We start from the raw sequence: 26,265 nt of genomic DNA on the forward strand, positions 1-26,265 counted from the left end.
ATATCAGGCCGAGTCGTGACGCAGGGCGATGCGGGCGAGCTCCACCCGGCTGGTCACGCCGAGCTTCGCGAACGCGTGTCGCACGTGGGTACTGACGGTGTGCGGTGAGACGTACAGCTGTTCCGCCACGGCCCGGTTGGATGCTCCGGCCGCCACGAGTCTGACGACCGCCAGCTCGGTGGGGGTCAGGCTGTCCCACCCGATAGCGGGTCGCTTTCGGGTTGCGGTTCTCGGCCGTACGCCGGCAGCGCGCACGCGTTGCACGTCGTTCTCGGCGCCGCAGGCGGCGTAGGCTGCCTCGGCTCGCTCCAGCTCGCCGGCGTGTTCCCAGGCGGCGGCCTGGGCCAGTGGCCGGGTTTCGTACCCTTCTGCGGCCTCGAGCAGCAGGGCCCGGTCGGCGTCGAACAGTCCGCGGGCGTGTTTCGCCGCCGCCGCGAACAGGACGATCCCGGGGTTCTTGGCGGCGCGCCGCTCGGCGTGGGCGAGCGCTTCCGCCGCCCTGTCTCGTAGACCGGCCCGTAGGGTGAGGGCGATGTAGGCCGGCTCGTCGGTCGGCTCGATCGGGCTCAGCAGCGGGCTCACCGGCCGGTCGAACTCGGCGTCTGCGGTCGCTTCGACCTCGCCCAGTTGTGCCGCCAGCCAGGAACCGACGCGGCGCACCAGCGGCGCCTCATCGGAGCGCATCCGCTCGGCGTACGCCGTCCCGCGTTCCCGCAAGGCCGGGTCGCCGGTGTGCACGGCAACGCGTCCCAGCACGTAGTACGCCGTGACCTCGGCGAAGTTGCCGGGGCCCAGCTCGTCGGACATGCCCAGCACCGCCTCGGCTTCGGCCCGGGCCTCGTCGAGGCGGCCGGCGCCGAGCAGGAGCCGGCAGCGGGTCATGCTCCACAGCCGCAGAAGCATCGGTTGCCGGCTGCGACCGGCGCGGTGAACACCATCGTCGGCCTGAGCGAGGGCCTCCGCCGAGCGGCCGACGATGTCGCGCAGGCACGCCTGCCAGATTTCGGGAGACCAGAACGTGCTGACGGGCGCCGGGATCTGCACTGCCCGATCGGCCAGGCGCAGGGCGGCGGTGAAGTCGGCATGATAATTGCGGATGATCGACTCGACGTTGATGAGAGTGGCCTCGGCGGCCGGATCACCCGCGACGGCTGACCTTGCCGTGGGCAGCAGCGCGTCGGCGGTCTCGGTCTCACCGGCCAGAACGAGGCTGAAGGCTTCGATCGCCAGCAGCGGTCCTCGAAGTGGGCCGGGCAGGGCCAGTCCGTGCTCGGCTTGCCTGGTCGCCTCGGTGAATGACAGTTGCAGTGCCGCGCCGGCCAGGCCGAGCCTGATCCCCTGTTCCACGTCGGGTGGGATGTCGGTGCCGAGCACGGTGTCGGCGAGCTCGAACGCTTCGCGGGGCGCGCCGGCGCGGTTGAGCAACGGCACGGCGTCGGCGACGATCAGCGCGCGTTCCGGCGCGTCCGGCGGGCAGAGGTCCACGGCGCGCAGGCTCATCTGGGCGGCGGTCGCCGGAGCGCTTGCCGCGAGTTCGGCCGTGGCCCGGCGCAGCAGGTCGACCGCCTCCAGGTCGCCTTGCTGGGCGGTCTCGGCGAGCATGGCGGCGACCTGGAAGACGGGCATGCCACGCTTGAGCTGACGGTTGACCGCCTGCCGGCGCAGAGTGCGTCGCAGCGCCGGCGGCACCTCGGACTCGACGGCCTCGCGGACCAGGTCGTGGCGGAAGGTGAGTCCGGCGCCGTCTTCGGTGAGCAGGTCGGCGGCGAGGGCCTCCTGGATGGCCGGCACCAGCGTGGCGACGGGAAGGCCGATCAGGTCGGCGAGTTCGTCCGGTGCGACGTGCCGGGCCAGGACCGAGGCGACCTGGACGAGCTCGTGGGTGGTGTCGGCGACGGACGCCAGGCGGCGCAGAATCGAATGCCGGAACCGTGCGGGTAAGTGTCGTCCGGTCAGGTGGGCGACGCCGTCGACGGTGGCGACGGCGCCCTCCTCGCGCAGTCCGAACAGCAGCTCCTGCAGGAGCAGGGGCCGGCCTTCGGCACTGCGAACCAGGTCGGTGAGTTCTTCGTCGAGCGCCGCGCCGAGATGGTCGGCGGCGATGGCGACGGCCGTCGCGTCGTCAAGTGGCGCCAGCTCGATCGTGCGGGCGCCGTTGTCCTCCAGCACCGCCAGGGCTGAGCGAACGTCGGCGTCGGCGGCCTCGGTGCGGGTGGCGAGCAACCACAGCACCGGCCGGCCGGCTTCACGCGCGGGAAGGGTGCGCAGGGCCAGCAGCGTGCCGGGGTCGCACCATTGCAGGTCGTCGACCACGATGACCATCGGCCGGTCGCCGAGTGCCTCCTGCAGGCGGCTGAGCACGTAGTAGCGGCGGTCGTCGTCACCGGCGGCCTCGGGCAGCGCGTCCAGCAGCGGCGCGAATGGGACGGCGCGCCGGTCGAGCTCGCCGGCCGCGTGGCGTACGTCGAAGCCGGTGTTACGGACCGCCTCGGCGAGCAGCCGGGTTTTGCCGACGCCGGGCATGCCCCTGACCAGGACGACCTGCCCTTGACCATCGGCCAGGCGGCGGATCGCCGCACGCAGCAAGCCGAGCTCGGCGTCGCGCCCGCGTAGCGGCGTCAAAGGATCTCGCTCATTCACGGGATGTCCGTCCTGCCGGCGGCGGCGAACGTGGGCGGCGTCCCTCCGACGATCTCGAAAGGAACGTCATGCGTTTCTCTGTTCCGAAGCGGCTGCTGGCCGTCGCGCTCGCGGTGGCGGGCGTGGCGATCGCGGCACCCGCCGCCCAGGCCGGACAGGCCCCGAAGCCGAAGCCCACGATCGTGCTCGTGCACGGCGCCTGGGCCGACGCGTCGGGCTGGAACGGCGTCATCACCCGGCTGCGGCACGACGGCTACACCGTCAAGGCGCCGGCCAACCCGCTGCGCGGGCTGGCCTCCGACGCCGCGTACATTCGCAGTGTTCTCAACGCGACCACCGGGCCGATCGTGCTCGTCGGCCACTCCTACGGCGGCGCCGTGATCACCAACGCGGCGACCGGCGACAAGGACGTCAAGGCACTGGTCTACGTCTCGGCGTTCGTGCCGGACGCCGGTGACACCGTGCTGGGGCTGGCCACCAAGTACGAAGGCAGCAAACTCACCCCGGAGGCCACTCAGGCGACGCCGCTGCCGAACGGCGACCTCGACGTCACCATCAACCCGGCCAACTTCCGCGACGTCTTCGCCGGCGACCTGCCGAAGTGGCAGAGCGACCTGCTGGCCGTCACCCAGCGGCCGGTCGCGCAGAGCGCCCTGCTCGAGCCGTCCGGCACGCCCGCGTGGAAGACCATCCCGTCGTACGCGGTCGTCTCCAAGGCCGACCACGCGATCCCCGTCGCGGCGCAGCGGTTCATGACGCAGCGCGCTCACGCGAAGACCACCGAGGTGAACGCCTCGCACGCGGCGCTGATCTCCCAGCCGGGCGCGGTCACGCGGGTCATCGAGACCGCGGCGCGCTCGTAGGCGTGTGCATGACCCGGGTCAGTTCGACCCGGGAGCGGATGCGCAGCTTGCGGTAGATGTGCCGCAGGTGGGTGTCCACGGTGTGCGGGGAGACGAACAGGCGCTCGGCCACAACGCGGTTCGTCGCCCCGCCCGCCACCAGCTGGGCGACGGTCAGCTCGGTCGCGGTCAGGCCGAGCTCGCCGTCGCTTTCGTCGGTGCGGCGACGGTGGACACCGACGTCACGCAGACGGGCCCGCACCCGGGCGGCGTCAGCATGGGCACCGGCCGTCTCGTAGGCGGCCAAGGCCTCCTGCCAGTTGGTCTCACCGCCGGCATCCTCGAGGGCAGACGCTTTGACGAGCAGACGGGGACTGGTCCTCAAGATGTCGGCGGCCTGGCGCAGCAGATCCTGATCTTCTTCGAAGAGGCCGCGGGCCTGCAGCGCCAGGCCTTCCAGCAGAGGAATGCCCTGGGCTCGCCGTTGCATCACCGTCAACAGTTGCCGGTCGCGGGTGCGGCGGACGGCCACAACGTCGTCTGCGGGATCGTACGGCGTGGGCCGGTCGGGGCCCGGTTCGCGCCCGGCGGCCAGCGCCGCCAGCCAGTTTCCCGTGGCCCGCAACGCCGGGTTGCGGTGACCGGCCAGCTGCTCGCCGTCAGCGGCCGCCCGTGCGATGCCCTCCGGGTCGCCGCGGTACAGGGCGATGCGGCCCAGCGCGTACCGGGCCGTGGCAATCGCGAAGTCGTTGCGCCCATACTCCTCGGCCAACTCCAGCACCACCCGCGCCGCCCCCTCGGCGTCGTCAAGGCGTCCCGCGTCGAGCAACAGCCGCACCCGGGTCATCTCCCACTGGCCCACCGCGGTCGGCCGCCCGTTGTCCCGCGCCGCGCGAAGAGCGTCGTCGGCCAGCGCCAGGGCACGGTCGGTCTCGCCCTCGGCGCCGGTCAGCAGCGCGATCCAGCAGCCCTCCGGCACCCACGCCCAGAACGGGACGTCCGAGAGCGCGATCGCGTCGCGCTGGTGCTGCCGTGCCCGGCTCCAGTTGCCGCGATGAAAGGCCAGGACCGAGGCGGCGATGCGGGCGGTGGCCTGGGCCTCGCGATCGCCGGCGGCCAGGGCTTGCGCCAGGGCGCGGCCGGTCAGCTCGCGGCTCACCGCCAGCTTGCCGGTGATGCCGGTGGTCAGCGCCTCCAGGGCGGACAGACGAGCCCGTACGTTGATCTCCGTGCTGGGCACCGTCCGGCCGGCGTGGCACAGGGCGATGGTCTTCGCGTACGAGCAGGCGGCGTTGAGCCGGGCCAACTCCAACCGAATGCGCACCTCGGCGTCCGAAGGCAGTTCCTCGTCGAGCAGCCGACCCGCGATCTCGCGGCACTGATCGACGCGACCGTCGGCCGCCAGCAGACGTACGGCCTCGGCGGCGATGCCCGCGAACTCGGCCGCTGTCCGCGGCGTCAGCTCCAGAGCACGCACGGCACACTCGGCGGCGAGCCGAGGCTCGCGGTCGGAAAGCCGGGATGCCGCCTTCCGAAGAAGCAGGATCGCTTTCCCATCGCCGTCCGTCGCGCAAGCAAGCAGCTCGTCGGCAAGCTGGTCGGCTGTGCGCCCGGCGGCCAGGCGGACATCAACGGCCTGACGCAGCAGCGCCCGGCTTACGGACAGGGGCAGGGTTTCGGCGATGGTCGCCCGCACAACCTCGTGACGGAAGCTCGGCGGGTTCTCCGTGATCAAATCGGCCGCGACGGCCTCGTCCAGGCCGTCGTCACTGCCCACGACTGCGGCCAACTCGGCCCGATCGACGTCTCGGCCGAGCACCGCAGCTACCTGCGTCACCCGCCGGGCCCTGTCCGAGAGCTTGTCGAGCCGCGAACGGATGCCGGCGAGGGACCGGGCCGGCATCACGTTTCTCATCAGGCGGGCGGTGCCACCCTCGATCGCGATGGCGCCCTCTTCCCGCAAGCCACGCAAAAGGTCGAGCACCACTTTGGGACGGCCGCCGGCCTCGCGTATCGCCGCTTTCAGCGCCGCGTCCGGCAGGGCGCCGAGCTCGTCGGCCGCGATCCGCTCGATCGTCTCGTCATCGAGCTCGCCTAGTCGCAGCGTCACAGGGAAACCGTCGAGCGGCTTCGTGCTGGTCAGGATCCGCAGCACCGGCCCCTCCGGCTCGGCGCGCAGTTCCGCCAGTGTCCGCGGATCACACCAATGCGCGTCGTCGACCGCCACGACGCCGGACACCGCGTTGGCCGGCAGCTTCTGCCAAGCCACCCCAAATGTCTGGGCGATCTCTTGGGCCTCGGTAAGCAGGCGTGTCTTTCCGTACCCGGCTGGTGCCTCGATCAGCACCACCCCGCCGCGCCCGGCCGCCACCGCGGCGATGTGCCGGCGCAGAGTTTCGACTTCGCGCTCCCGTCCTCTCATGATCCCACCCAACCGTCTCAAGTCCCGAAAGCCCAGGAAGAACGACACGCAGAAGCGCACGTCACATCGCATGTCCGCGCGATGTGCCCCGTCCCGGCGCCAGCCACCGTGGCGTTCATGGACTGGCAACTGGAGGTCACCGCGACACAGACGCCCCCAGGCGTACGCCTGCGCGGCGAGATCGACCTCAACACTCAGCCGATGCTGGAACTCGCCTGCGACGTACTGCGCCACTGCCCAGGCGACGTGGTCATCGACATCACCGACCTGACCTTCATCGACGTGGCCGGCTTGCGCACCTTGGCCTGGACTGCGGCGGAGCTACGCGCAGGCGGCCGCCGCCTCTGGATCGTGGGCTGCTCCGCCCCGATCGGCCGCCTCATCGCTGTACTGGGCTGGGCCGACCTACTTCGAGCGGACTCTCCCGACGCCGTCCGCGGCGGCGACGTCCGCCCGCTCCGACCACGGCAGCAATCACGGCGGGTGCCAGCAGGTACCAGCCGACCGGGATGAGCAACAGCGAGACGGTAACGGTGGCGACCACTGCTATCACGCGCGGCAAGCCGCGAGGTAGCAGCTTGACCCCTGCGGCGAGGCCGAGCACGTACACCGGCACCTGCGACCCGGCACACAGCGCGACCAGTTCCGCCGTGCCGACGCCGAACACGGCCGCGGCCGCCAGCCCGCCGACCATGATCAGGGCAGGGACGACGAGGCGGCGCCGCAGCCCTAGCGTCATCCCGATCTCGGCGATACCCGTCGTGTACGCGATGGCATTGCCCGTCGCGACCACGAGCGCGAAGACGGCGGCTATCGCACCGGCACCGGCACCGACGCCGACCCTCAGCAGCGAGGCGACCGGCGCCTCATCGACCGTCGGTCCGAGAACGAGAACCTGCGGCACGGCGACCGCGGCGAAAAGCACGGCGACGATGGTGAGGGTCCACGCCGCCACCCGGCCGGGACGGCGCAGCCGGTGCGCCAGCGGCGTCACGGCTTCCCAGCCGGTCAGCACCCACACCAACGGAACTGTCGCGGCCACCACCGCACCCCAGCCGTGCGGCGCGAACGGGCGCAGGTTGGCCGCCGTGGCGTGCGGCAGCGAGACCGCCGCCGTCGCCAGCACGAGCACGACGAGCAGCCCGGTCAGCACGAGCGGCAGCCGCCCGCCGGCGCCCTGGCCCCGAGCCGCCGACAGCAGCGCCACCGCGACCACACCGGCCGCAACAGCGACCTGCACGGGCCGATGCGGGCTGACGTAACCGCCGGCGATCAGGCCCAGCGCCGTCACCCCCACCGGCACCCCGAGATAGAACCAGAAGCCGGCCAGCCGGCCCAGGCCGAACGCCCGCTCGGCGTACGCGGCCACCCCGCCGGCCACCGGCACGCGCCTGGCCAGCGCGACGAACGTGGCCGCGATCAGCGCCGACACGGCGAGCATGAAAGCCAGCGCCAGCAGGGAGGCCGGACCAGCTCGCCGGGCGGCGATCGCGGGCAGGGTGAGGATCCCCGGCCCGACGATCGCCGCCACGTACACCGCGACGCCGCGCGTCGTGCTCATCGGGTGATGCCCTGCCGGGCCAGCCAATCCAGCGTGGCATCGGCGACGGCCCGCCAGCCCGGATCGATGGTCAGCGAGTGCCCGCGGTCGGGGAACTGCTTGAGGTCCGTGACGGCGGTCGAATCGCCGTACAACTTGTAGGCCGCGCGGGTGACCACGTCAGGCACGGTGTGATCGCGCTGGCCCGAGATGAGCAGGAGCGGCCCACGCGAGGCGTTGGCCGTGTCGACGGCGGCCGGCGAGTCCTTGGTGAAGTTCGCGAACGCGGCCTCGAACAGCGGCCGCCCGGGCGAGGGTATGGTCCAGCGGTTGAACAGCGCGTCCGACTCGGCGGCGTCGATCGCGTTACCGAACCCGTACCGGAACTGCGCGGCGGTCAGGGAGACGGCGCGGCGCTTGTTGGCGGGGTTGCCCAGAACCGGGAAGCCCGAGCGCAGCTGGGCGAAGGGCAGCGGTTTGACGCCCTTGATCTGGGCCGGGTCGATGGCCACGCCGGCGCGGCCCAGCCCCATACCGAGCAGCTTCTGAGTGATCAGGCCGCCGAAGGAATGGCCGATGATGACCGGCTCGGCCGGCAGATCAGCGATGATCTTCGCGTAGTGCGAGGTCACGTCATCGATGCCCAGACCGGCGACCGCCGACGGGTTGCTACGCGCCTCGGCCACCGAGGCCGACTCGCCGGGCCAGCCGGGCGCCACCGGGTCGAACCCGCGGGCGGCGAACAGGTCGCTCCAGGGCTGCCAGGAGGAGGAATGGAGCCAAAGACCGTGGATGAAAACAACAGGTGTCATGGCTCAAAGAGTCGTCGCGCAGTCATCACAGCCGAATCAGTTGGATGACCTAACCGGGTGACTCCAGCGCGTCGCGCAGCGCCGCCCGCGAGGTGATGCCGAGCTTCGGGAAGATGCGGTAGAGGTGCGCGCCGACCGTGCGCGGCGACAGGAACAGCTGCGCGCCGATCTGCTTGTTGCTCAGCCCGGTCGCGGCCAGCTCGGCGATGTGCCGCTCCTGCGCGGTCAGCGACGCCGTGCTCGGTGCACCGGCGCGCAGCTCCTGACGCGTGCGGGCGGCCCAGCTCTCCGCGCCGAGCTGCTCGAACGTGGTGAGGGCCGCCGTGAGGGCCGCCCGCGCCTCGGTGATCCGCTTCTGCCGCCGGCCCCACACACCTTCGGCGAGGCGCACACGCGCCCACTCGAACGGAAACTCCTCCTGCGAGGCGGCAGCGAACGCCTCCGCAGACGGCGAGGTCATCGCGAGGGTGCCCGCGATCAGCAGGTCCAGCCGAGGCGAGATGCCCCGCAACGAGGCCGCGGCCGCCGCGTGCGCGCACGCCAGATCGTCGCGGCCGGTGTGCAGCGCCGCCTCCACCAGGTCGAGCAGCGTCCGCGGCGCGTGCTGGGCGTATGCCGGGAAGGCGCCCGGCGTCGTGATGCCGGACGCGTACGCCCAAGCGGTCTCGTAGTCGCCGGAGCTCAGCGCCGCCAGCATCCCGAGGTCCTCGGCGAACTGGAGCAGGAAGCCGACCTTCCGCGGCCGCGCCCACGCCTCCACCTCGGCCTGCAGCGCCGCGGCGCGGGCCGTGTCGCCCCGCTGAGCCGCGACGAGGCCGAGGAACACCCGGAACTGGTGCCCGAAGAGCTCGTAGCCGTGCTCGGAGGTCAACGCCAGGCCCTCCGTGCAGCCACGCACGGCGTCGTCCCACCGGCCCGCCACGATGTCGTCCAGCACGGTCAGCTGGAGCATCGTCATCAACGACGTAACCGCACCGGTCTCGCGTTCGCGCTCCACCATCCGGCTCAGATAGGGCCGCAGGTCCGCGAGCGAGTCGGCGTAGAACGCCGCCACCCCCAGGCGCATGAGGTCCCACGGCTCGGCCTCGTCGGTGGCCGCGACCGCCTCGCTGATCCGCTCACGCAGCCCGGCGCCCCGGTGGGCGACGTCACTCCAGGCGTCGCGCAACAGAAGCGTGGTCGCCGGCAGCCGGTCGCGGACCAGCTCGACCAGTTCGTCGGTCACCCGCCACGTCACGGGGTCGGCGGCGAACTGGCTGATCGCCAACAGCAGATGCACGAGCCGGGCCAGCATCGCGTCGTCCAGCTCGGCGTGCCGCCGGCGCAGGACCTCCGCGACGACGCCGTGCATGCTCACGTCGCCGTGCCGATACAGGGCGACGTACGCGGCGGTCAGCACCGCGTCCGGCGAGGCGATCCGGCCGTCCGCCCGGTCGGCCGCAGCCACCAGCACCTCGGCGCGTTCCAGCAGCCCGGCCTGGCCCGCCACGAACGCCGCGTCGCCGAGCAGCCGGGCGCGATCGGCGGGCCGAGGGCTCAGCTCGGCAGCTCGGGTCAGCCACTGGACCGCGGTGGCCGCGCCGCCACGGCGTACGGCCGATCGCGCGGCACCCTCCAGCGCGGCGGCGACAGCCGCGTCCGGGTCGACGGTCGCGGCGGCCAGGTGCACGGCACGGCGCTCCAGATCGGCCTCGTACAGGGCGGCCAGGTCGGCGTGCGCGGCCGCACGCTCATTCGGAGAAGCGAGCTGCACGACGGCCGAGGCGACCAGCGGATGCCGGAACGCGAGCCGACCCTGCTCGAGCAGACCCATGGCACGGGCGGTCTCCACATCACGTGGCACGTACCGCGACCCCGACCCGTGACGACCGGCCCCATCAAAAGCGAGACGCAACAGCTCGGCCCGCTCCCGGGCGGTAAGGGCACGGATGCGCGATGCGAAGACTCGCTCGAGACGGCGAGGAAGTGGGACGAAGCCGGGCTCCAGCCCTTCGGCGATGCTCGACGGCAGCTCGACCAAGGCCAGCGGATTACCGGCGGCGTGCTCGAGCACCAGACGGCGATGCTCGGCCGGCAGATCAGGAAAGCGGCTGTCGAGCAGATCCGCGGCGTCCGCCGCCGACAACGCCGGCACCGCGAGCTCCTCAAGACCCGCCTCATCGAAGAGGGACGGCACGCCCTCTCGTACGGCGACCCAAAGGCGCACCGGCAGATCACCGAGGCGCCGCGCGACGAAGGTCAAGACCTGAATGCTCGGCACGTCGAACCACTGCCCATCATCGACGATCAGCAGCAACGGCGGCCCCACGGACAGAAGATCGAGCACGGCCACGCCAAGCGCCATCACCGAGGGCGCGACGGCCGGCGTGCCGTCGAGAACCGCCTCCAGCGTCGCCCGATGCCCCGGATCGAGGCCATCCGTCAACGGCATCAGCGGATGCAACAGTTGGTGCAGCCCCGCATAGGCGATCGCCGTCTCCGCCTCAACACCGGCAGCACGCAAGACCTTGAAACCCTCAGCGGGGACCGCCGCCAGAAGAGCGGTCTTCCCGACACCCGCCTCGCCGCGAAGCAGCATCACCGGCGCTTGCGAGGTCGCCAGCGCGGCAAGCTCGCGCTCCCGCCCGATCATGACACCTCCGGCATCCGACGACCGTACCGGAACTGCTACTGGACCAGTAGGAGCTTGGCTCGAGCCGGTCGGCATCGGTGTATGGCAGGCAGGCCAGCTCATCGCGGAAACCCTCGCTAAGCCTCGGCGACGTCGTCGTAGGAGGCGAGTACGGTGGTCCGGCCCTTGCCGTCGTGCAACTGCGCGAGCAGCCGGCTCAACTCGAAGATCCGGTTGGGCGCAGATCCGGACACCACCCCGCTGTGCTGCTGGTCACTGGTGATTCGCCTGTCCGTCCCGACGGCGTCCTGCGCGAACAGGCCGACCCCACTTGCCGGCCGAGCCCGGCCACCGCTGAACGAAGGCGCTACATCCACCGGATGCCACCGCTGCCGGCCCCGGCAGACCGCGCAGATCGAGCACGGCGCGGACCCGGCCGGATTCACCCCACAGAGCGACTGTCATCGCCGGAACCAGGATTCACCGTGAGGGAAAGCCCGTGACGAGCAAGGCGGTGCATGATGGCGGAACCAGGCGTGATCTTCAAACGGTGTGGGTGCCGCGACGCCGGCCGGCGAAGGCTTGAGCAGTCTTGTCCCCAGCTCGCCGAGCGTGGCCACGGCACCTGGTACTTCCACTGCTCGGCGACCAATCTGCTGGGACGCCGCGAACGCGCCCGCCGTGGCGGCTACCCGTCGCAGGCTGCCGCCCGCCAGGCCCGAGACGAGTTCCTGGCCCGCACGGCCGCGGACCGTACCGCGGAAGGCTGGACGGTCGAACGCTGGCTGCGGCACTGGGTCGCCTCGCGGACCAGCATCCGGCCGACGACCCGGTTCCACTACACCCGCGACGTCGAAACCGTCCTGATCCCGCACCTCGGCCGCTACCGCCTCGCCGGGCTCGACGCCCGGCTGCTGCGCACCGTGTTCGCCGCCATCGCCGACACCCGCAACAGCAAGGGCCGGCCGCAGTCGGCGTCGGCGATGCAGCACCTGCGCACCACCCTGCGCGCCGCCCTCAACCTGGCCATCAAGGAGGGTGTGCTGGACTGCAACCCGGCCCGCCATATTGAGATCAGCGGCTATCAGCAGCCGCACGCCAAAGTCTGGACCGACGAACGCGTCGCGGCGTGGCAGGAAACCGGTGTCCACCCAGCGGTGGCGGTCTGGACCGCCGACCAGCTGGCCACCTTCCTGGGCTCGGTCACCGACGATGCGCTGTACGCACTGTGGTGGCTGGCCGGCCTGCGCGGTCTGCGCCGCGGGGAGCTATGCGGGCTGCGGTGGGCCGACATCGACCTCGACCATGCCGTGCTGACCATCGAACGCAACCGAACCACCGCCGGCTACCAGATCGTCGAAGGCCAACCCCAGACCCCCGCCGGCCGCCGAGCCGTCGCCCTGGACAAACGCACCGTGCAGATCCTGCGCACCCACCACCGCCAGCAACTCGACCAACGGCGCGACACCCTGGCCGACGGCCAGCGCTGGACCGACTCCGGATACGTGTTCGTCCGGACCGACGGGCTGCCAATCAACCCGAACTACGCCACCACCCGATTCCGTAAACTCCTCGACCGGGCCGGCCTGCCCCCGATCCGGTTGCACGACCTGCGCCACGGCGCCGCCTCGCTCGCCCATGAGGCCGGCGCCGACCTGAAGACCCTGCAAGATCTGCTCGGGCACTCCACCATCGTGATCACCGCCGACACCTACACCAGCGTCCTGCCGCAGATCCAGCGCCGGTGCGCCGACGCCACCGCCCAGCTCGTCCTGAATGCGGCCCGCCGCACCCGCAAGAAGATCAAGAGCAAGGCGCGCAAGAACCGACCGGACCGCAGCCCCAAGGTCATCGCTCCGGCGCCGGCGAAACCGAAAACAGGTGCTTCCCCGACCTCGACGAGAAAGCGGGCGGGAAAGCCGCAGGTCACGACGCGGCAACAGCGCGAAAATGCCGTCTCGGCGGCGGCACCCATATCGCACCCACGTGACACCCACCGTCCACTAGGACCGGACAGCACAAAGGGCCCGACCCGCGTTTCCGCAGATCAGACCCTCAATGATGTTGTGCGCCCGAAGGGACTCGAACCCCTAACCTTCTGATCCGTAGTCAGATGCTCTATCCATTGAGCTACGGGCGCTTGCCTTGGTGCTCGACCAGCATACACACCGGCCTTACACGCGGAGACTCCGGGATTCGAACCCGGGAGGGGCTTTAAAACCCCAACCGCATTAGCAGTGCGGCGCCATAGACCAGACTAGGCGAAGTCTCCCCGGTAGCCGCAGGGCTACCGACGCTTGAGGATACCGGACCAGCTCGCGGGCGCACAAAGCGGGCCACGCCGGGCGGGTCGTAACGGGCTCCAACAGGTGAAATGTGCTCGTTGGGGCTAGGCTCCCACGGCATGGAGGAGAACCCGCCTACGGAGCGCCGCCGTGCGCCGCGTGCTCGCAGCCCGCGGCCTTCGTTCAGTGCGACCGGGGAGCCGGAGGCGCCGGAGAAGCCCCGGAAGAGGGCGCCCAAGGCCGCGCCGCCGGTCACGTTCCAGCCTCCCAGTGCCGAAGATCACCCGTCCGAGGGGACCGCCGCCGACCGGCCGACTCGGTCCGACGCTCCGCGCAAGCCTGCCGCTACCCAGGGTGAGGACGAGCGGCCTGCGGCGCAGGAGTCTGTGCGCAAGCCCACACCGCGCAAGGCACGCCAACCCCGGCCGGCCGCCACGGCCAAACCGGCGCCCGTGGAAGACGAGCCCGCCGCAAAGGCTGAAACGGCCCCGCGGACCCGCCGGCCTCGAACCACGAAGGCAGCCGCAACCGCCGCCCAAAGCAGCACCCCAGCCGTCACACCACCCGCGCCGGAAAAGCCCAAGCCGGTGCCGCAGAAGCCCCAGCCCACGCCCGAGACGCCCCAGCCGGCGTCAGAGCAGCCCCAGCCGGCGTCAGAGCAGCCCCAGCCGGCGCCCGAGACGCCCCAGCCGGCGTCGGAGCAGCCCCAGCCGGCGCCCGAGACGCCCCAGCCGGCGCCAGAAAGACAGCAGCCGGCGCCGCACAAACATCAGTCAGCACCAGCGAGGCCCGAGCCCGCGCCGCAGAAGGCCGAACCCGCCCCGCAAACGCCCGAGCCCGCACCGCAAACGCCCGAGCCCGCACCGCAAACGCCCGAGCCCACGCAGAGAGATCTCAAGCCAGCACGGGAAACGCCCCGACCGCGGAAGAAGCTTGAGCGCACGCCAGAGGAGCCGCCGAAAAAAGCGGAAATTTCGGAAATGTCCGTGGAGGTGGGACAGCCCGCCTCCACGGCCGCGGCACGCGCAACCCCCGCGCCGCAGGCAGAGACGCCCGCCTCCACAGGCACGGCACCCGAACCCGCCGCACAACCAAACCGCACCGACCCCTGGGCCGCCCTGATCGCCGACCCCGCCCGCGCCCCCGAGCTCCTCGCCATAGCCGCCGTCCAGACCCTCGGCCCCCGGGCGCAGGAATGGGCCGCCCGCATGCGCGACGCCTACCCCACCGCGACCCCGGCCGCCCTGGCCCGCTTGGCGACCCGGCAGTTCACCCGCTTCGGCAGCCTGACCAGCGTGCTCGGCGCGATCGCCGGCTCCTACGCGCCGGTCGCGCTGCTGGGCGCCGCCGCGCTCACCGATGCCGAGCTCACGTTGCACATCGCCGCCGCGTACGGGCTGGATCCCACGGATGAGGAGCGGGCCGCCGATCTGCTTGTCATCGCTCGCGTGCACCGGACCAAGGCCGACGCCGTCGGTGCGCTCGCCGAGGCGCGCCGCCCCGCGTACGACTCGAAGGAACCTCTGTGGCGCCTCGCCGGGCTTTTCACCGCGCAGACCGCCGCCTGGGCCGCCGTCAAGCGGATCAACCGCCGCTTCCCCGGCACGAGCCTGCTCGCCGCGATCGTCGTCAACACCGCCGCCGCGGACGCCACCGCGGCGCGGGCCAACAAGTACTTCAGATCCAGCTAAGCCACGACTCGGGGAGCAGCGTGTAGCCGACGAAGGCCACCACGTCCAGCAGCGTGTGCGCGATGATCAGCGGCATCACGCGCTTGAACCGCAGGTAGAACAGCGCGAAGAGCACGCCCATGACGGCGTTGCCGACGAACGCCCCGAACCCCTGATAGAGGTGGTAGGAGCCGCGCAGCACGGCCGAGCACACCACGATCCAGACGGTCGACATGCTCAGCTGCCGCAGCCGGGTCATCAGGTAGCCGACGACGATGACCTCTTCGAGGATCGCGTTCTGCGCCGCCGACAGGATCAGCACGGGCACCGCCCACCACACGGGCTGGAGGGCGGCCGGCACGATCTGCGCGTTGAGCCCGAGCACCGACGCCACGTAGACGAGCCCCAGCCCGGGGATGCCGATGAGCGCCGCGAGGCCGAAGCCCCACCCGGTGTCGGAGGCGGGGCGGTCGAAGCCGAGGCCCAGCGTGCGGCGTACCGAAATGTTGTCGCGCATCAGCAGATAGAGGGCCAGCGCCACCGGGACGAGATCGAAGAAGATTCCCAGGAGCTGGTACGTGAGGTCCAGGTACGGCCGGGGCGACTGGGACGCGTTCAGCACGGCCGACTGCGACGACAGCGGCTTGCCGGCCGTCAGCTTGGCGATCAGCGACACCACCGCGTACACCGCGCTCTGCCCCAGGGACAGCAGCAGCACGATGATGATCTCGCCGGTCAGGAGCCTGCGGCCGGTCCGCTGATCAAGAGTCACGCGACAAAGCTACTCACTCGAACGAGGATCCCAGGCACCCCCTAAACGGACTTATCGGGTCATCGGTCACGGCGTGCGGGGAGATGAGTCGCACGTTCCGTGCGTCGCCTATCCGACTGCTGTGACCACCCTGAATCCATGGGAGACCTCGGACGCTTGCTCAAGGAGAGCTGGAGCCTCATCGAGGAGCATCAGGAGAAGGTCGCCGGCTACTTCTACGCTCGCATGTTCCTGTCGCACCCGGAGCTGCGGGACCTGTTCCCGGTCCACATGGACATGCAGCGATCCCGGCTGCTGAACGCGATCGTGACCGCCGTGCAGACGCTCGAGGATCCGGAGAAGTTCGACTCGTACCTGCGTGCCCTGGGCCGCGATCACCGGAAGTTCCACGTGGAACCGGAGCACTACGAGGTGGTGGGTGGCGCCTTGATCGAAGCGATGCGGCAGTACGCCGGCGAGAGCTGGAGCGTCGAGTACGACCAGGCGTGGGCGGACGCGTACGCCGTGATCGCCTCGAAGATGCTCGGCGGGGCGGAGGCCGACACCAACCCGCCCTACTGGTACGCCGAGGTGGTCGCCCACGAGCGCCGCGCGCAGGACATCGCCGTCTTCACGGTCCAGCCCCTGCAACCGCTGGAGTTCCGCGCCGGCCAGTACGTGAGCGTCGAGTGCCCGCGCATCCAGCCGCGGCTCTGGCGCACGTACTCCGTCGCGAACGCGCCCCGCCGGGACAACACCCTCGAGTTCCACGTGCGCGCGGTCGGCGCCGGCTGGGTGTCCAGCGCGCTCGTGCGGCGGCTGGAGGTCGGCGACATGATCCGGCTGGCCGCCCCGATGGGCTCGATGACCCTGGACCGACGGTCGACCCGCGACACCGTCTTCGTGGCCGGCGGCACGGGCCTGGCGCCGATCAAGTCGCTGCTCGAGGAGCTCACCCGCTACAACCGGACCCGCTGGGTGCACGTCTTCTTCGGCGCGCGCAACCGCGAGGACCTCTACGACCTGGCCGACCTCAACCGGCTCGCCGCCCGCTATCCCTGGCTCTCGGTGGTGACCGCGTGCAGCAACGACCCGACCTTCCCCGGCGAGCAGGGCATGATCTCGGACGTGGTCGCCCGCTACGGCCCGTGGAACGAGCACGACTTCTTCGTCTCGGGCTCGGGCCCGATGGTGAAGGCCACGCTCAAGACGCTCGCCGAGCTGCAGGTCCCGTCGATCCGCATCAAGTACGACAGCTTCACCGACCTGCCCTAGACGGCCCAGGGCCGCTGGTAGTCGGGCACGAGGTTGGACTCGGCGTTCATCCGGTCGACGTAGAGCCGCCCCTCCAGATGGTCGATCTCGTGCGCCACCAGCCGCGCCATGGCCCGTTCGAAGGTCGTGATCACCCGCGTGCCGTCGTAGCGGGCGTGCTCCACGTCGATCCGCTCCGGGCGCTTGACCAGGCCCCGGTAGTCGAAGAACGACAGGCATCCCTCGTACTGCTCGTCGCGGTCGGCCGACTCGCCGACCACCCGCGGGTTGAGCAGCACCACCGGCTCCGACTCGCCGCCGGCCGCGCGCACCACCGCCACCGCCACCGAACGCCCGATCTGCGGCGCCGACAGCCCGACGCCCTTGGTGAAGTCGTGCACCTGCTCGAGCCGGGCCAGCGCGCTCAGCAGCGCGTCGACCGTCTCGCGCGCCTCGGTCTCCTCGCGCGGCAGCTGGAAGTGCCGGGCGCGCTGGCGCAGCAGTTCCGAGCCGCGCTGCACGATGCCGACGCCGCGCATCTGACCGGAGGCCCGCTGGTTGCCGTTGTTGGCGCTCGGAGCCACTGCCGGGTACGACGGCGCGTTCGCCCCGCGGAACCGCCACTCGAGCCGGTAGCGCGCGTTGAGCTGCGGCGCGTCGGTCGACCACTCGAAGACCGCCCGGTCGCCCTGGTCGTGCCGTTCCATCGGCGTGCGCACCGGCACCTCGGCGGCCAGCGACGTCTCGACGCCCCACACCTGCGGGTCGAACCCGGCCGGGAAGTCGAGCCGCACGGTGAGCCGCCGCGTGGGGAGCCGGACCGCGCGCTGGAACCACTGGCCCCACTTCTCGACTCCGACCGTGTACGCGTATTCGATGGTCGTGCGCTCGCCCGGGTAGAGCGCGAACTGCCCGCGCTCGTTCGCGAACAGCAGCCAGATCTCCTTGGACGCGTCCCGGTCGAGCTTGACCCGCCACTGCATCGGCTCGATCGCGTCGCCCTCGCCGGCGCAGGCGACCAGCGCCATCTCGTCGAAGGTGAGCGGGTGCTCGCGGTGGTGGCGGTTGGAGCCCGTCGGGTCGTTCGGGTAGCGGTCCACCGCGATCTTCACGAGGTAGCGCGTGACCGGCTCGGAGCCCGCGTTGTAGAGCGCGCGGCGCACCCGGCAGCGGTACGTGCCGTCCACGAAGGTGAGCTCGGCGACCTCGCGCTCGACGATCAGCCCGGTGCCCGGCGGCAGCCACTGCACGGGCACCGGCGGATCGCGGTGGAGGGCCGTGCTGCGGGCATGGCGAAGCTGGTCGTACTCCTGGAAGCGTTCCCAGATGGCGCCGCCGGCACCGAGCACCGCCTCGGCACGGCGGGCGAAGTCCTCGGTCGGCTTGTGCCGCCGCCCCTCGACATGGCTGACGTACGAGGGGTCGAACCCCATGCGCGCGGCGAGTTGCTTCTTGCTCATCCCGCGCTCGACCCGCCAGTGCGCCAACGCCGTAACGAATTGGTCAGCGGCCCGCTCGACGGGCGAGGTGGTCATCATCGATGTCCCCTTCGCGACGAGAATTTCAGTGTCGCCGCCGCGCGTGTCCACATCGCGCTACTAGCGCGTTGCCGACAGATACCTTGACGAATCCGGCAACATGCGTGCCGAACGTTAGCTCACCCTGCCTGAGGGTATTAGTCCGAAAGTTCGGCTTGGTTAGGCTACCCTTAGAGGTGTACGGTGGGTCGTCATGACGGCGCCGTTTCGGCCGTTTGGTGCCCACTCGATTTAGCGAGGTGAATGCGGTGACAGCTCTCGGGACGTCGCCGCGGGCGGGCAGCAGCCGGTGACCACAGCACTCCACCGCGTTACACGCACGGTAACCGCCCCCCAACCTCTCGCGCCGGTCACCGCGACCTTGCGTGCCATGTTCGGCACGAGCACCGAGATCCCCGGCCTCGCCCCCGATCTCCTCGTGCGCGACAGCTCCGGCTGGACACCCGCCACCTCGCTCGTCACCGAAAATCTCGACACCTTCCTCGACTCCGCCGGCCGCCGCTGGAACGCCCAGCCGCACGCCGCCGCCGCGCTGGCCTGGAAGGCGTACACGTATTGGCTGGCCCTGCCCGCCGTGCTCGGCTGGGCGTCGGCACGCCGCGTCCCGCTGCTCACCGCCGGCGACGTCCTCCTGCACTTCAACGACCCACGCCCCCTGGTGACCCTGGGCCTGCGAGCCGACATCCCGGTCGCGGTCCTGCCCGGCGACCCGATCGCCATCGCCGGCCTGCCCCAGGTGCGCGTGGTCCCCGACGAGCGGGCCCTCCTGGCCGAGCTGCGCGCCTCCCTGCTCGACAGCCACCTGGCCCCGCTGCTCGACGCCATCCACGACCGGGTCCGCCTCGGCAAGCGCACCCTCCTCGGCTCCCTGAGCTCCGGCGTGGCCCAGGGCATCCTCCGCTCGGCCGACGTCATCCCCGGCCCCTCCCGCGAGAACATCGCCGCCCTCCACCACGCCCTCGGCGTCGAAGACCTGATCGACCTGGTCCCCGGCCCCATCGGCAAGCTCGAGGTGCAGCGCAAGACCTGTTGCCTGGCCTTCACCCTGCCCAAGCCCAAGGTCTGCAAGGGCTGCTGCATCAAATCCTGACGACCAAGACCCCAGAGGTACGAGGCAGCGAAAGGCCCACGCCTCCCGGGATTCGCGCCGTCGCCGGTCACGCCCTCACTCCGCCGCCGGGCTGTGCTGCCCACTTGCGCTTCCCGTTCACGAGGCGACGCTGATCGCGGGCTCCCGCCGAGCCGCGCTCGCGGGCTTGGGCAGGGTCAGGGCGATCGCCGCGCCCAGCACCGTGAGGGCGGCGGCGGTCCAGCCGGCGGAGCGCAGTCCTGGCACCAACTCGGCCCCGGCCGCTCCGTGCGCGCCGCTCGTGGCGACCGCCACCAGCACCGCGAGGCCCACCGCGCCGCCGATCTGCTGCATCGTCGAGGCCATGGCCGACGCGACGCCGTGGTGCTCGGCCCGGACGCCCGTGCCCGCCGCGACGAACATGGCGGTCCAGGTGACACCCTGCCCCAGGCTGATGAGCACGAGGCCCGGCGTCAGCGCCGCGTATCCGCCGCCCGGTGACATGCCGGCGGCCAGCAGGGCCATGCCGGCGGCGCCGGTGAGCAGTCCGAGCAGCACGGTGGACCGCACGCCGATCCGGCCGAGCAGCTTCTCGCTCGCCTTCGTGCCGACCAGACCGACCAGCGCGGACGGCAGGAACGCGAAGCCCGACCGCAGGGCGTCGAAGCCCAGCACGTCCTGGAGATAGACGGTGAGGAAGTAGTACTGGGCGCCGAACGTGCCCATGAAGATGAACGTCACGCCCATGGCGGTGACCAGGCTCCGGTTGCGCAGCAGCACGAGCGGCATGAGCGGGTCGGCCGTGCGGCCCTCGATCACCAGGAAGACGCCGACCAGGGCGATCCCGCCGAGGATCGCGCCGAGCGCGGCGGGGCTGCTCCAGCCGAGCTCCGGTCCCTGCACGATGCCGAAGACCAGCGCGGTGAAGCCCAGGGTGGCGGTCAGCACGCCGGGAAGGTCGAGCCGGCGCCTCCGCACGCCGGCGGGGTCGGCGGCCATCAGCCGCAGGGCCACAAGCGCGGCGCCGAGAGCGAGCGGGACGTTGACATAGAAGACGGCCTGCCAGCCGAACCAGTCCGTCAGCACCCCGCCGAGCAGCGAGCCCAGCGCCATGCCGACCGCTCCGGCGCCGCCCCAGACGGCGAGGGCGCGGTGCCGCCGGGGTCCCTCCTCGAAACTGGTGTTGATCGTCGCGAGCGTGGCGGGCAGCAGCAGGGCGCCGCCGAGGCCCTGCACCGCCCGGGCGGCGACCAGCGCGCCCGGGTCGGTGGCCAGTCCACCGGCGAGGGACGCGAGACCGTACAGCGCGAGGGCGAGCACGAACATGCGGCGCCTGCCGAACAGGTCGACCGCCCGGCCGCCGAGCAGCAGGAGGCCGCCGAAGGCGACCGCGTAGGCGCTGACCACCCACTGGAGGCTGGTCGCGCTGAAGCCGACCGCCCGGCCGATCTCCGGCAGGGCCACGTAGACGATGTTGTAGTCGATCGCGCTGATGAACTGCGCGAAGGCCAGCAGCGCCAGCAAGAGGCCGGCGCGGCGTGGGTGGGACATGGCGAAGCTCCTAGTTAGCGGTTAACCACTTACATAATGGGTCAGAAGAAGGGCCGCCGAGTGGCGGCCCGGTAACAGCCGGCTCAGGCGCGCAGCGTGCGCGCCCAGGGTGCGTCGATGGCGTCCGCGCCGACCGCGGACACCACGTTGGCGAGCAGCGAGTCGGCGAAATAGCGGCGCAGCTGCTCGTCCGTCGCGCCGGAGGCGGCACGCACGTACTCCACCTGGGTGGCGTAGCACTGCCGGACCGCCTCGCCGATCGCCGGCACGCCGGCCGCGCAGTTGGCCTGCATCAACACCATGAGCAGGTCACGGTCGTCGATGAGCTGCCGATACGCCACCCGCAGCTGATCGAGCACCGCCTCGGGGTCGGTGCTGGTCACCCGCGCCATGGCCGCCGCCACGTTGTCGCGCAGCCGCTGCGAGCAGTAGTCGACGACGGCGATGAAGAGCGCCTCCTTGTCGGCGTAGAGCCGATAGAGGTAGCCCTGCGAGATGCCCGCCGCCTGCGCCACCTCGACCGTGCTCGTGCCGTAGTAGCCCTTGGCGGCGAAGACCCGGATGGCGGTGCTCATCACCGTCTGGCGTCGCTCCTCGGCAGTCGACCGCTGCCGCACCTTGCCCGTCATGCAAGTAATTAAACACTCACATGCGGCCGCCGTACAAAGTGCCGTCGATCACCGTCGGCTCAGCGGTTGTGCTGATTGATGTGGGCGCGCATCTCGCCGGCGAAGCCCTCGGCCATGGCCAGCTGGTCGCGCAGCGCCCGGACCTTGTCTTCGGCAGCGGCGCGACGACGAGGGCGACCGCACCAGTGGCGGCCGAGATCATCGGCGGGCGGCCGCCGGTGAAGGCGATCGTCACGGCCATGGTGAACGAGGCGAACAGGCCGATCCTCGGGTCGACACCGGCCAGGATCGAGAACGAGATGGCCTCCGGTGAGAGGAGAGTTGGCCGGTCGTGCCGATGATCACGCGCCGCTGCGGCGCGTGCGGCAGCATGGCAAGGATGAAGCGTCGCTGGCTCTTCGCCGACCAGCTCGGGCCGCACTTCTTGGACGCGCCCGGCCAGCCGGTCCTCCTGGTGGAGTCGAAGGCGGTCTTCCGGCGGCGCGTCTTCCACCGGCAGAAGGCCCACCTGGTGCTGTCCGCGCTGCGGCACCGCGCCCAGGACGACAACGTACGGCTGATCAAGGCCGAGACGTACGCCGAGGCCGTCACCGAGCCGCTCAGCGTCTGCCATCCGACGTCCCGTGCCGCGCGCGGTCTGGTCACCCGGCTGCCCGGGGTCGAGATGCTGCCGCCGCGCGGCTTCGTCACCGCGCCGCAGGACTTCGTGACGTGGGCGGCGGGCCGCGACCACCTGCGGTTGGAGGACTTCTACCGGTACGCCCGGCAGCGGCACGACGTGCTGATGGAGGGCACCGAGCCGGTGGGCGGGCGGTGGAACCTGGACGCCGACAACCGCGAGCCACCCCCGCGCGGCGCCGGCCGGCTCGGCGTACCGGCTCCGCCCGAGATCGTCGAGGACGAGATCGACGAGGAGGTCCGCGCCGACCTCGACCGCTGGGAGCGCGAGGAGGGCATCACCTTCGTCGGCAACGACGGGCCGCGGCTGTTCCCGGCGACGCGCAAGGAGGCGCTGGCCCGGCTGCGCCACTTCGTGGAGCACCGCCTGCCGGCGTTCGGCCCGCACGAGGACGCGATGCTCGCCGCCGACCCTCTGATGGCGCACAGCATGCTCAGCGCGGCGATCAACCTGGGGCTGCTCGACCCGCTCGAGGTGATCGAACGCGCCGAGCAGGCGTACCGCCGCGGTGTTGCGCCGTTGGCGAGCGTCGAGGGCTTCGTCCGCCAGATCCTCGGCTGGCGCGACTTCATCTGGCACCTGTACTGGTATTTCGAGCCGGACTACCGGGCCACCAACGAGCTGCACGCCCGGCGCGGGCTGCCGAAGTGGTTCGCGGAGCTGAACGCGGACGCGGTGGAGGCGCGCTGCCTCTCCGACGTGCTGGCCGGCGTGCGCGACCGGGGCTGGGTGCACCACATCCCCCGGCTGATGATCCTCGGCAACTACGCGATGCAGCGCGGCTGGCGGCCCGGCGCGGTCGCCGACTGGTTCCACCGCTGCTTCGTCGACGGCTACGAGTGGGTCATGACGGCGAACGTGGTCGGCATGAGCCAGTACGCCGACGGCGGCCGCATGAGCACCAAGCCGTACGCGGCTGGCGGGTCCTATGTGAACCGCATGAGCGACTACTGCGGCGGTTGCCGCTACGACCCGAAGGTGCGCGCCGGCGACAACGCATGCCCGTACACGGCGGGGTATTGGACCTTCCTCGCCCGCCACGAGCAGACCCTCACGGGAAACCACCGCATGCGGCAGCCGTTGCGGGGCCTGCACCGCCTCGACGACCTCGACGCCCTGCTCGAGCAGGAGAGGGCCCGCGGATCGCGAGCCCCCTGACCGGGCTTACGAGCATCTGCCCCACTGACATTGGTGACGGGCGGGCGGGATCCGGTGCCATTCCGCCTCCTTGCACCACCGGCAGATCGATCGGCCTGCCTTGACGCACGCGCACGACGATGCCATCTCATCTCCTCAGATTTGTTGTGCTGCCTTGCGTTCCCGCGCCCGCTCGTTGAAGACGACGCGCGGTTCCGGACGGCCGCGGGACAGCCAGATGACCAGCGTCACGGGCCAGAACAGGCAGGCGAAGGCGTTGCCCAGCACCCAGCCGAGGCCGAAGCCGTCACGTCCGAAAACCTTGATGCGGCCCTGTCCGACTCCGGCGCGATGCCGGGTCACCACCATCGCGATGAAGATGCCGATGAAGTAGGCGATACCGAGAGCGAATTCCATGCCGGCCTCATTTCAGTCGAGTTGTGGGCGGGGCAGGGGGAAGAAGGGGCCGAGCTCGGCGGCGTACCAGTGGGTCGGGATCTGGAAGGCGATGCCGATCGCCCAGTAGAGGTCGTTGAGCGTCGGCGCCGTCTTCCAGTCCCAGCGGGCGCGGGTGGGGTCCTCGTCGCTCTGCCGTGCGTCGATCACGGCGACGTAGCCGGCGCCGCCGCGCTGGACGAGGACCAGGTTGGCATCGGGCTCCGGGGCGACCCGCGCCACGAGGCGGACCTCACCGGGAGCGAGGTCGGGGATCGGTGCCTGGTCCGGTCTGGGCCGGGGCCGGCCGGCGAGCCACGGCTCCTCGCGGCCACGATGCTCCACCCAGTACTGGTGCTCGTGGCCGGTGAGGCGCGAGTCGGGCACGCCCCGGGAGCGCAGGAAATCGAGCGAATGCTCCATGAGCTCGTCGGACGCGGGGTGCCGGAAGTCGCCGCCCAGCAGCTCGCGCACGGCGTGGGAGCCGCCGTAGACCGCCCATCCACCCACGGGGATCAGCGTCTTGGCGAGGTCGGTGACGAAGCCCGCGGGGTCCGCCTGCGCGATGGGGTAGAGCGGAGCGATGATCTCGGACCAGATCGCGCCGGCGTCGCCCTCGTAGTCCATCGGGGCGAAGGTGTACCGCCCGAAGCGGTCCATTGTGGCTATCAGGTGGGCCACGTCGTTCATCGATCCGTCCCCTCTGCCGGCTGGAGCGGATCGATCTCACCAGGCAGGGTTCCGGAACGGGACGGGTGATCGGCCGGGCTATTCCGGCTTGGGCGGCTCCGCGTACAGGATCTCGCGGGCCTGTTCGGCGGCGCGGACGATGCTCTCGGCCACGAAGTCGACGAAGCGGGCGATGTTCTCGAGGCGGACGGCGGCCGGGCTGCCGGGGCCGAGGACGGTGACGCCCTGCCGGGCCAGCCGGGCGAGCTCGGCGTTGGACCGGGCGGCGGCGATCATGCCCTGATACCAGACGTCGTTGTCGACGATGTAGCGCTCGCGGCGGCCCTCGTCGCGCTCGCGGCGGATCAGGCCCTGGCCTTCGAGGAACGCCATCGCCTTCGAGACCGACGCGGGGCTGACCTGAAGGTGCTGGACCAGCTCGGACGCGGTGAGGGTGCCGCCGTCGCTGGTGTAGAGCGCCGTCAGCGCCCGGGCCATCATGCGGGGCAGGCCGGACTGCATGAGGTTGGCGGTGAACGCCTCCTCGTACTCCCGCATGGCCTCGCTGTCCCGGCCACCGGCCTGTGGCGCCGCACCCGGCACGCGCGACGCGGACTGCCGGCGGCGGCGGGAACGGCGTTCGGTGGCGTGGTGGGCCAGGTCGGCGCGGTATCCCCCGGGGCCGCCGTTGCGCATCACCTCACGGGTGATCGTCGAGGTGGGGCGGTCGATGCGCCGGGCGATCTCCGCGTACGCGAGACCGTCGGCCAGGCCCAGCGCGATCTGCTGGCGTTCCTGCTGGGTGAGTCTGCCTCCCGGCATCGCGGTCTCCTTCGCCTGTGGTGTGGTGCTCAGCTTAGCGTTCATTCCCGCTCCATTGCAACGGCTGCAACGCAGTCGTTGCGTTAGATCCACGCGCTGTTGCAACGATATTTGTACACTGAGCTGCGCTTTTACGTTTCCAGTGCAACAGGGTTGTTGCTCGATCTGCGAACGCAACGTAGCGTTTCTGGCATCGGAAACGACGAGCTCAGGGAGAGCGCAATGCAGAACTTCGACACCCCCGCCGCCATCACCGCCATCCTCGACATCCCCGCCGGCGACGTCCGCTTCATCGCCGCCGACCGCGCCGACACCACGGTCGAGGTCCGGCCGGCCGACGCCGCGAAGAGCCGCGACGTCAAGATCGCAGAGCAGACCAGGGTCGAGTACGCCGACGGCGTCCTGCGGATCGTCGCGGAGGCGAAGAACCAGCTCCTCGGCGCGACCGGCTCCATCGAGGTGACCGTCCAGCTGCCCGCCGGCTCCCGGGTCGAGGCCAAGGCGGCCGCCGCCGGCTTCCGGGGCGTGGGCCGCCTCGGCGACGTGGTCTTCGAGGGCGCGCAGGGCGACATCAAGGTCGACGAGGCCGCGAGCCTGCGCGTCACCACGGCCTCCGGCGACGTCACGGTCGGCCGCCTCACCGGGCCGGCCGAGATCACCACCGCCAAGGGCGACATCCACCTCACCGAGGCGGTCCGCGGCAAGGCAGTCCTGCGTACGCAGGCCGGCAGCATCACGGTCGACGCCGCCCGCGGCACCTCGGCGGCCCTCGACGCCACCACCGGCCACGGCCGGATCAGCAACAGCCTCAAGAACGACGGCACGACCGAGCTCGACATCCACGCCACCACGGCCTACGGCGACATCGTCGCTCGCAGCCTCTGACCCACACACCCCTTGAGGAGCGGA

The 26,265-nt window shown here is 71.2% G+C and carries 19 protein-coding genes, 2 tRNA genes and 2 pseudogenes; 8 read left to right on the plus strand and 15 right to left on the minus strand.

The window, feature by feature from the left end:
- Positions 1–3: 3 nt before the first annotated feature.
- Positions 4–2,622, minus strand: a complete 2,619-nt coding sequence (locus Ade02nite_RS20365) for a LuxR C-terminal-related transcriptional regulator (RefSeq protein WP_203765739.1) — start codon at positions 2,620–2,622, stop codon at positions 4–6.
- Between the two features lie 86 nt (positions 2,623–2,708).
- Between Ade02nite_RS20365 and Ade02nite_RS20370 the strand changes: the two genes are divergently transcribed.
- Positions 2,709–3,503, plus strand: a complete 795-nt coding sequence (locus Ade02nite_RS20370; RefSeq protein ID WP_203765741.1) for an alpha/beta fold hydrolase — start codon at positions 2,709–2,711, stop codon at positions 3,501–3,503.
- On the opposite strand, the gene Ade02nite_RS20375 is transcribed toward Ade02nite_RS20370, so the two are convergent.
- Positions 3,478–6,138, minus strand: a complete 2,661-nt coding sequence (locus Ade02nite_RS20375; protein ID WP_239168903.1) for a helix-turn-helix transcriptional regulator — start codon at positions 6,136–6,138, stop codon at positions 3,478–3,480. The two genes, Ade02nite_RS20370 and Ade02nite_RS20375, sit on opposite strands and share 26 nt — an antisense overlap.
- Here Ade02nite_RS20375 and Ade02nite_RS50740 point away from each other — a divergent pair.
- Positions 6,085–6,255: pseudogene (locus Ade02nite_RS50740) on the plus strand (STAS domain-containing protein); the annotation flags it as partial. The gene Ade02nite_RS20375 and the pseudogene Ade02nite_RS50740 sit on opposite strands and share 54 nt — an antisense overlap.
- 28 nt (positions 6,256–6,283) lie before the next feature.
- Here the strand turns inward: Ade02nite_RS50740 and Ade02nite_RS20380 are convergent.
- The 3 genes from Ade02nite_RS20380 to Ade02nite_RS20390 are packed head-to-tail and all read right to left on the minus strand — an operon-like array spanning position 6,284 to position 10,888.
- Complete coding sequence (locus tag Ade02nite_RS20380; RefSeq protein WP_203765744.1) at positions 6,284–7,465, minus strand: APC family permease; 1,182 nt, start codon at positions 7,463–7,465, stop codon at positions 6,284–6,286.
- Positions 7,462–8,256: an alpha/beta hydrolase gene (locus Ade02nite_RS20385; protein ID WP_203765753.1), complete on the minus strand. Its 795-nt coding sequence runs from the start codon at positions 8,254–8,256 to the stop codon at positions 7,462–7,464. Before Ade02nite_RS20385 ends, Ade02nite_RS20380 begins: the two co-directional genes overlap by 4 nt.
- Positions 8,257–8,305: 49 nt before the next feature.
- The gene (locus tag Ade02nite_RS20390; protein ID WP_239168904.1) at positions 8,306–10,888 is read right to left on the minus strand and encodes a helix-turn-helix transcriptional regulator; all 2,583 of its coding nucleotides are present in this window, start codon (positions 10,886–10,888) and stop codon (positions 8,306–8,308) included.
- A 500-nt stretch (positions 10,889–11,388) separates the two neighbouring features.
- Between Ade02nite_RS20390 and Ade02nite_RS20395 the strand changes: the two genes are divergently transcribed.
- A complete protein-coding gene (locus tag Ade02nite_RS20395) occupies positions 11,389–12,969 on the plus strand; it encodes a tyrosine-type recombinase/integrase (protein WP_203765823.1) in 1,581 nt (526 codons plus the stop codon).
- Here Ade02nite_RS20395 and Ade02nite_RS20400 read toward each other — a convergent pair.
- Positions 12,935–13,007: transfer RNA gene (locus tag Ade02nite_RS20400), tRNA-Arg, on the minus strand. The genes Ade02nite_RS20395 and Ade02nite_RS20400 overlap by 35 nt on opposite strands.
- A 41-nt stretch (positions 13,008–13,048) precedes the next feature.
- Positions 13,049–13,139: transfer RNA gene (locus tag Ade02nite_RS20405), tRNA-Ser, on the minus strand.
- 993 nt (positions 13,140–14,132) lie between these two features.
- Here Ade02nite_RS20405 and Ade02nite_RS20410 point away from each other — a divergent pair.
- Positions 14,133–14,843, plus strand: a complete 711-nt coding sequence (locus tag Ade02nite_RS20410) for a hypothetical protein (RefSeq protein WP_203765757.1) — start codon at positions 14,133–14,135, stop codon at positions 14,841–14,843.
- On the opposite strand, the gene Ade02nite_RS20415 is transcribed toward Ade02nite_RS20410, so the two are convergent.
- A complete protein-coding gene (locus Ade02nite_RS20415) occupies positions 14,830–15,594 on the minus strand; it encodes a CPBP family intramembrane glutamic endopeptidase (protein WP_203765759.1) in 765 nt (254 codons plus the stop codon). The two genes, Ade02nite_RS20410 and Ade02nite_RS20415, sit on opposite strands and share 14 nt — an antisense overlap.
- A 138-nt stretch (positions 15,595–15,732) precedes the next feature.
- On the opposite strand from Ade02nite_RS20415, the gene Ade02nite_RS20420 reads away from it, so the two are divergent.
- Complete coding sequence (locus Ade02nite_RS20420) at positions 15,733–16,848, plus strand: globin domain-containing protein (RefSeq protein ID WP_203765761.1); 1,116 nt, start codon at positions 15,733–15,735, stop codon at positions 16,846–16,848.
- On the opposite strand, the gene Ade02nite_RS20425 is transcribed toward Ade02nite_RS20420, so the two are convergent.
- Positions 16,845–18,362 (minus strand): peptide deformylase, encoded by a 1,518-nt coding sequence (locus tag Ade02nite_RS20425; RefSeq protein ID WP_203765828.1) that lies wholly within the window; start codon positions 18,360–18,362, stop codon positions 16,845–16,847. The genes Ade02nite_RS20420 and Ade02nite_RS20425 overlap by 4 nt on opposite strands.
- 373 nt (positions 18,363–18,735) lie before the next feature.
- Here Ade02nite_RS20425 and Ade02nite_RS20430 point away from each other — a divergent pair, with 373 nt between their 5' ends.
- A complete protein-coding gene (locus tag Ade02nite_RS20430; protein ID WP_203765763.1) occupies positions 18,736–19,455 on the plus strand; it encodes an IucA/IucC family C-terminal-domain containing protein in 720 nt (239 codons plus the stop codon).
- 117 nt (positions 19,456–19,572) lie between these two features.
- Here the strand turns inward: Ade02nite_RS20430 and Ade02nite_RS20435 are convergent, their stop codons facing one another.
- The 3 genes and pseudogenes from Ade02nite_RS20435 to Ade02nite_RS20445 form a co-directional block, all read right to left on the minus strand.
- Positions 19,573–20,985: an MFS transporter gene (locus Ade02nite_RS20435; RefSeq protein WP_203765771.1), complete on the minus strand. Its 1,413-nt coding sequence runs from the start codon at positions 20,983–20,985 to the stop codon at positions 19,573–19,575.
- Between the two features lie 83 nt (positions 20,986–21,068).
- Positions 21,069–21,614, minus strand: coding sequence for a TetR/AcrR family transcriptional regulator (locus Ade02nite_RS20440; RefSeq protein WP_203765780.1), 546 nt, complete (start codon positions 21,612–21,614; stop codon positions 21,069–21,071).
- Positions 21,615–21,762: 148 nt separating this feature from the next.
- A pseudogene (locus Ade02nite_RS20445) lies at positions 21,763–21,915 on the minus strand (SulP family inorganic anion transporter); the annotation flags it as partial.
- Positions 21,916–21,993: 78 nt separating this feature from the next.
- On the opposite strand from Ade02nite_RS20445, the gene Ade02nite_RS20450 reads away from it, so the two are divergent.
- Positions 21,994–23,451, plus strand: coding sequence for a cryptochrome/photolyase family protein (locus tag Ade02nite_RS20450; RefSeq protein WP_203765782.1), 1,458 nt, complete (start codon positions 21,994–21,996; stop codon positions 23,449–23,451).
- A gap of 135 nt (positions 23,452–23,586) precedes the next feature.
- On the opposite strand, the gene Ade02nite_RS20455 is transcribed toward Ade02nite_RS20450, so the two are convergent.
- The 3 genes from Ade02nite_RS20455 to Ade02nite_RS20465 form a co-directional block, all read right to left on the minus strand.
- Positions 23,587–23,847, minus strand: coding sequence for a hypothetical protein (locus Ade02nite_RS20455; protein WP_203765784.1), 261 nt, complete (start codon positions 23,845–23,847; stop codon positions 23,587–23,589).
- Positions 23,848–23,859: 12 nt separating this feature from the next.
- Positions 23,860–24,555 (minus strand): hypothetical protein, encoded by a 696-nt coding sequence (locus tag Ade02nite_RS20460; protein WP_203765786.1) that lies wholly within the window; start codon positions 24,553–24,555, stop codon positions 23,860–23,862.
- A 78-nt stretch (positions 24,556–24,633) separates the two neighbouring features.
- Positions 24,634–25,356: a GbsR/MarR family transcriptional regulator gene (locus Ade02nite_RS20465; protein ID WP_203765795.1), complete on the minus strand. Its 723-nt coding sequence runs from the start codon at positions 25,354–25,356 to the stop codon at positions 24,634–24,636.
- Between the two features lie 222 nt (positions 25,357–25,578).
- Here Ade02nite_RS20465 and Ade02nite_RS20470 point away from each other — a divergent pair, with 222 nt between their 5' ends.
- Positions 25,579–26,241, plus strand: coding sequence for a DUF4097 family beta strand repeat-containing protein (locus tag Ade02nite_RS20470; RefSeq protein WP_203765797.1), 663 nt, complete (start codon positions 25,579–25,581; stop codon positions 26,239–26,241).
- The last annotated feature ends 24 nt before the right edge of the window (positions 26,242–26,265 follow it).

This window comes from Paractinoplanes deccanensis (assembly GCF_016862115.1).
GTDB lineage: Bacteria > Actinomycetota > Actinomycetes > Mycobacteriales > Micromonosporaceae > Actinoplanes > Actinoplanes deccanensis.

Coding starts and splice junctions, on each gene's coding strand:
- Ade02nite_RS20435 (WP_203765771.1), bottom strand. CDS start 20,985: ATGTCCCACCCACGCCGCGCCGGCCTCTTGCTGGCGCTGCTGGCCTTC.
- Ade02nite_RS20465 (WP_203765795.1), bottom strand. CDS start 25,356: ATGCCGGGAGGCAGACTCACCCAGCAGGAACGCCAGCAGATCGCGCTG.
- Ade02nite_RS20370 (WP_203765741.1), top strand. CDS start 2,709: ATGCGTTTCTCTGTTCCGAAGCGGCTGCTGGCCGTCGCGCTCGCGGTG.
- Ade02nite_RS20425 (WP_203765828.1), bottom strand. CDS start 18,362: ATGACCACCTCGCCCGTCGAGCGGGCCGCTGACCAATTCGTTACGGCG.
- Ade02nite_RS20440 (WP_203765780.1), bottom strand. CDS start 21,614: ATGACGGGCAAGGTGCGGCAGCGGTCGACTGCCGAGGAGCGACGCCAG.
- Ade02nite_RS20430 (WP_203765763.1), top strand. CDS start 18,736: ATGTTCGGCACGAGCACCGAGATCCCCGGCCTCGCCCCCGATCTCCTC.
- Ade02nite_RS20390 (WP_239168904.1), bottom strand. CDS start 10,888: ATGATCGGGCGGGAGCGCGAGCTTGCCGCGCTGGCGACCTCGCAAGCG.
- Ade02nite_RS20380 (WP_203765744.1), bottom strand. CDS start 7,465: ATGAGCACGACGCGCGGCGTCGCGGTGTACGTGGCGGCGATCGTCGGG.
- Ade02nite_RS20410 (WP_203765757.1), top strand. CDS start 14,133: ATGTCCGTGGAGGTGGGACAGCCCGCCTCCACGGCCGCGGCACGCGCA.
- Ade02nite_RS20460 (WP_203765786.1), bottom strand. CDS start 24,555: ATGAACGACGTGGCCCACCTGATAGCCACAATGGACCGCTTCGGGCGG.
- Ade02nite_RS20450 (WP_203765782.1), top strand. CDS start 21,994: ATGAAGCGTCGCTGGCTCTTCGCCGACCAGCTCGGGCCGCACTTCTTG.
- Ade02nite_RS20455 (WP_203765784.1), bottom strand. CDS start 23,847: ATGGAATTCGCTCTCGGTATCGCCTACTTCATCGGCATCTTCATCGCG.
- Ade02nite_RS20395 (WP_203765823.1), top strand. CDS start 11,389: ATGGCGGAACCAGGCGTGATCTTCAAACGGTGTGGGTGCCGCGACGCC.
- Ade02nite_RS20470 (WP_203765797.1), top strand. CDS start 25,579: ATGCAGAACTTCGACACCCCCGCCGCCATCACCGCCATCCTCGACATC.
- Ade02nite_RS20420 (WP_203765761.1), top strand. CDS start 15,733: ATGGGAGACCTCGGACGCTTGCTCAAGGAGAGCTGGAGCCTCATCGAG.
- Ade02nite_RS20385 (WP_203765753.1), bottom strand. CDS start 8,256: ATGACACCTGTTGTTTTCATCCACGGTCTTTGGCTCCATTCCTCCTCC.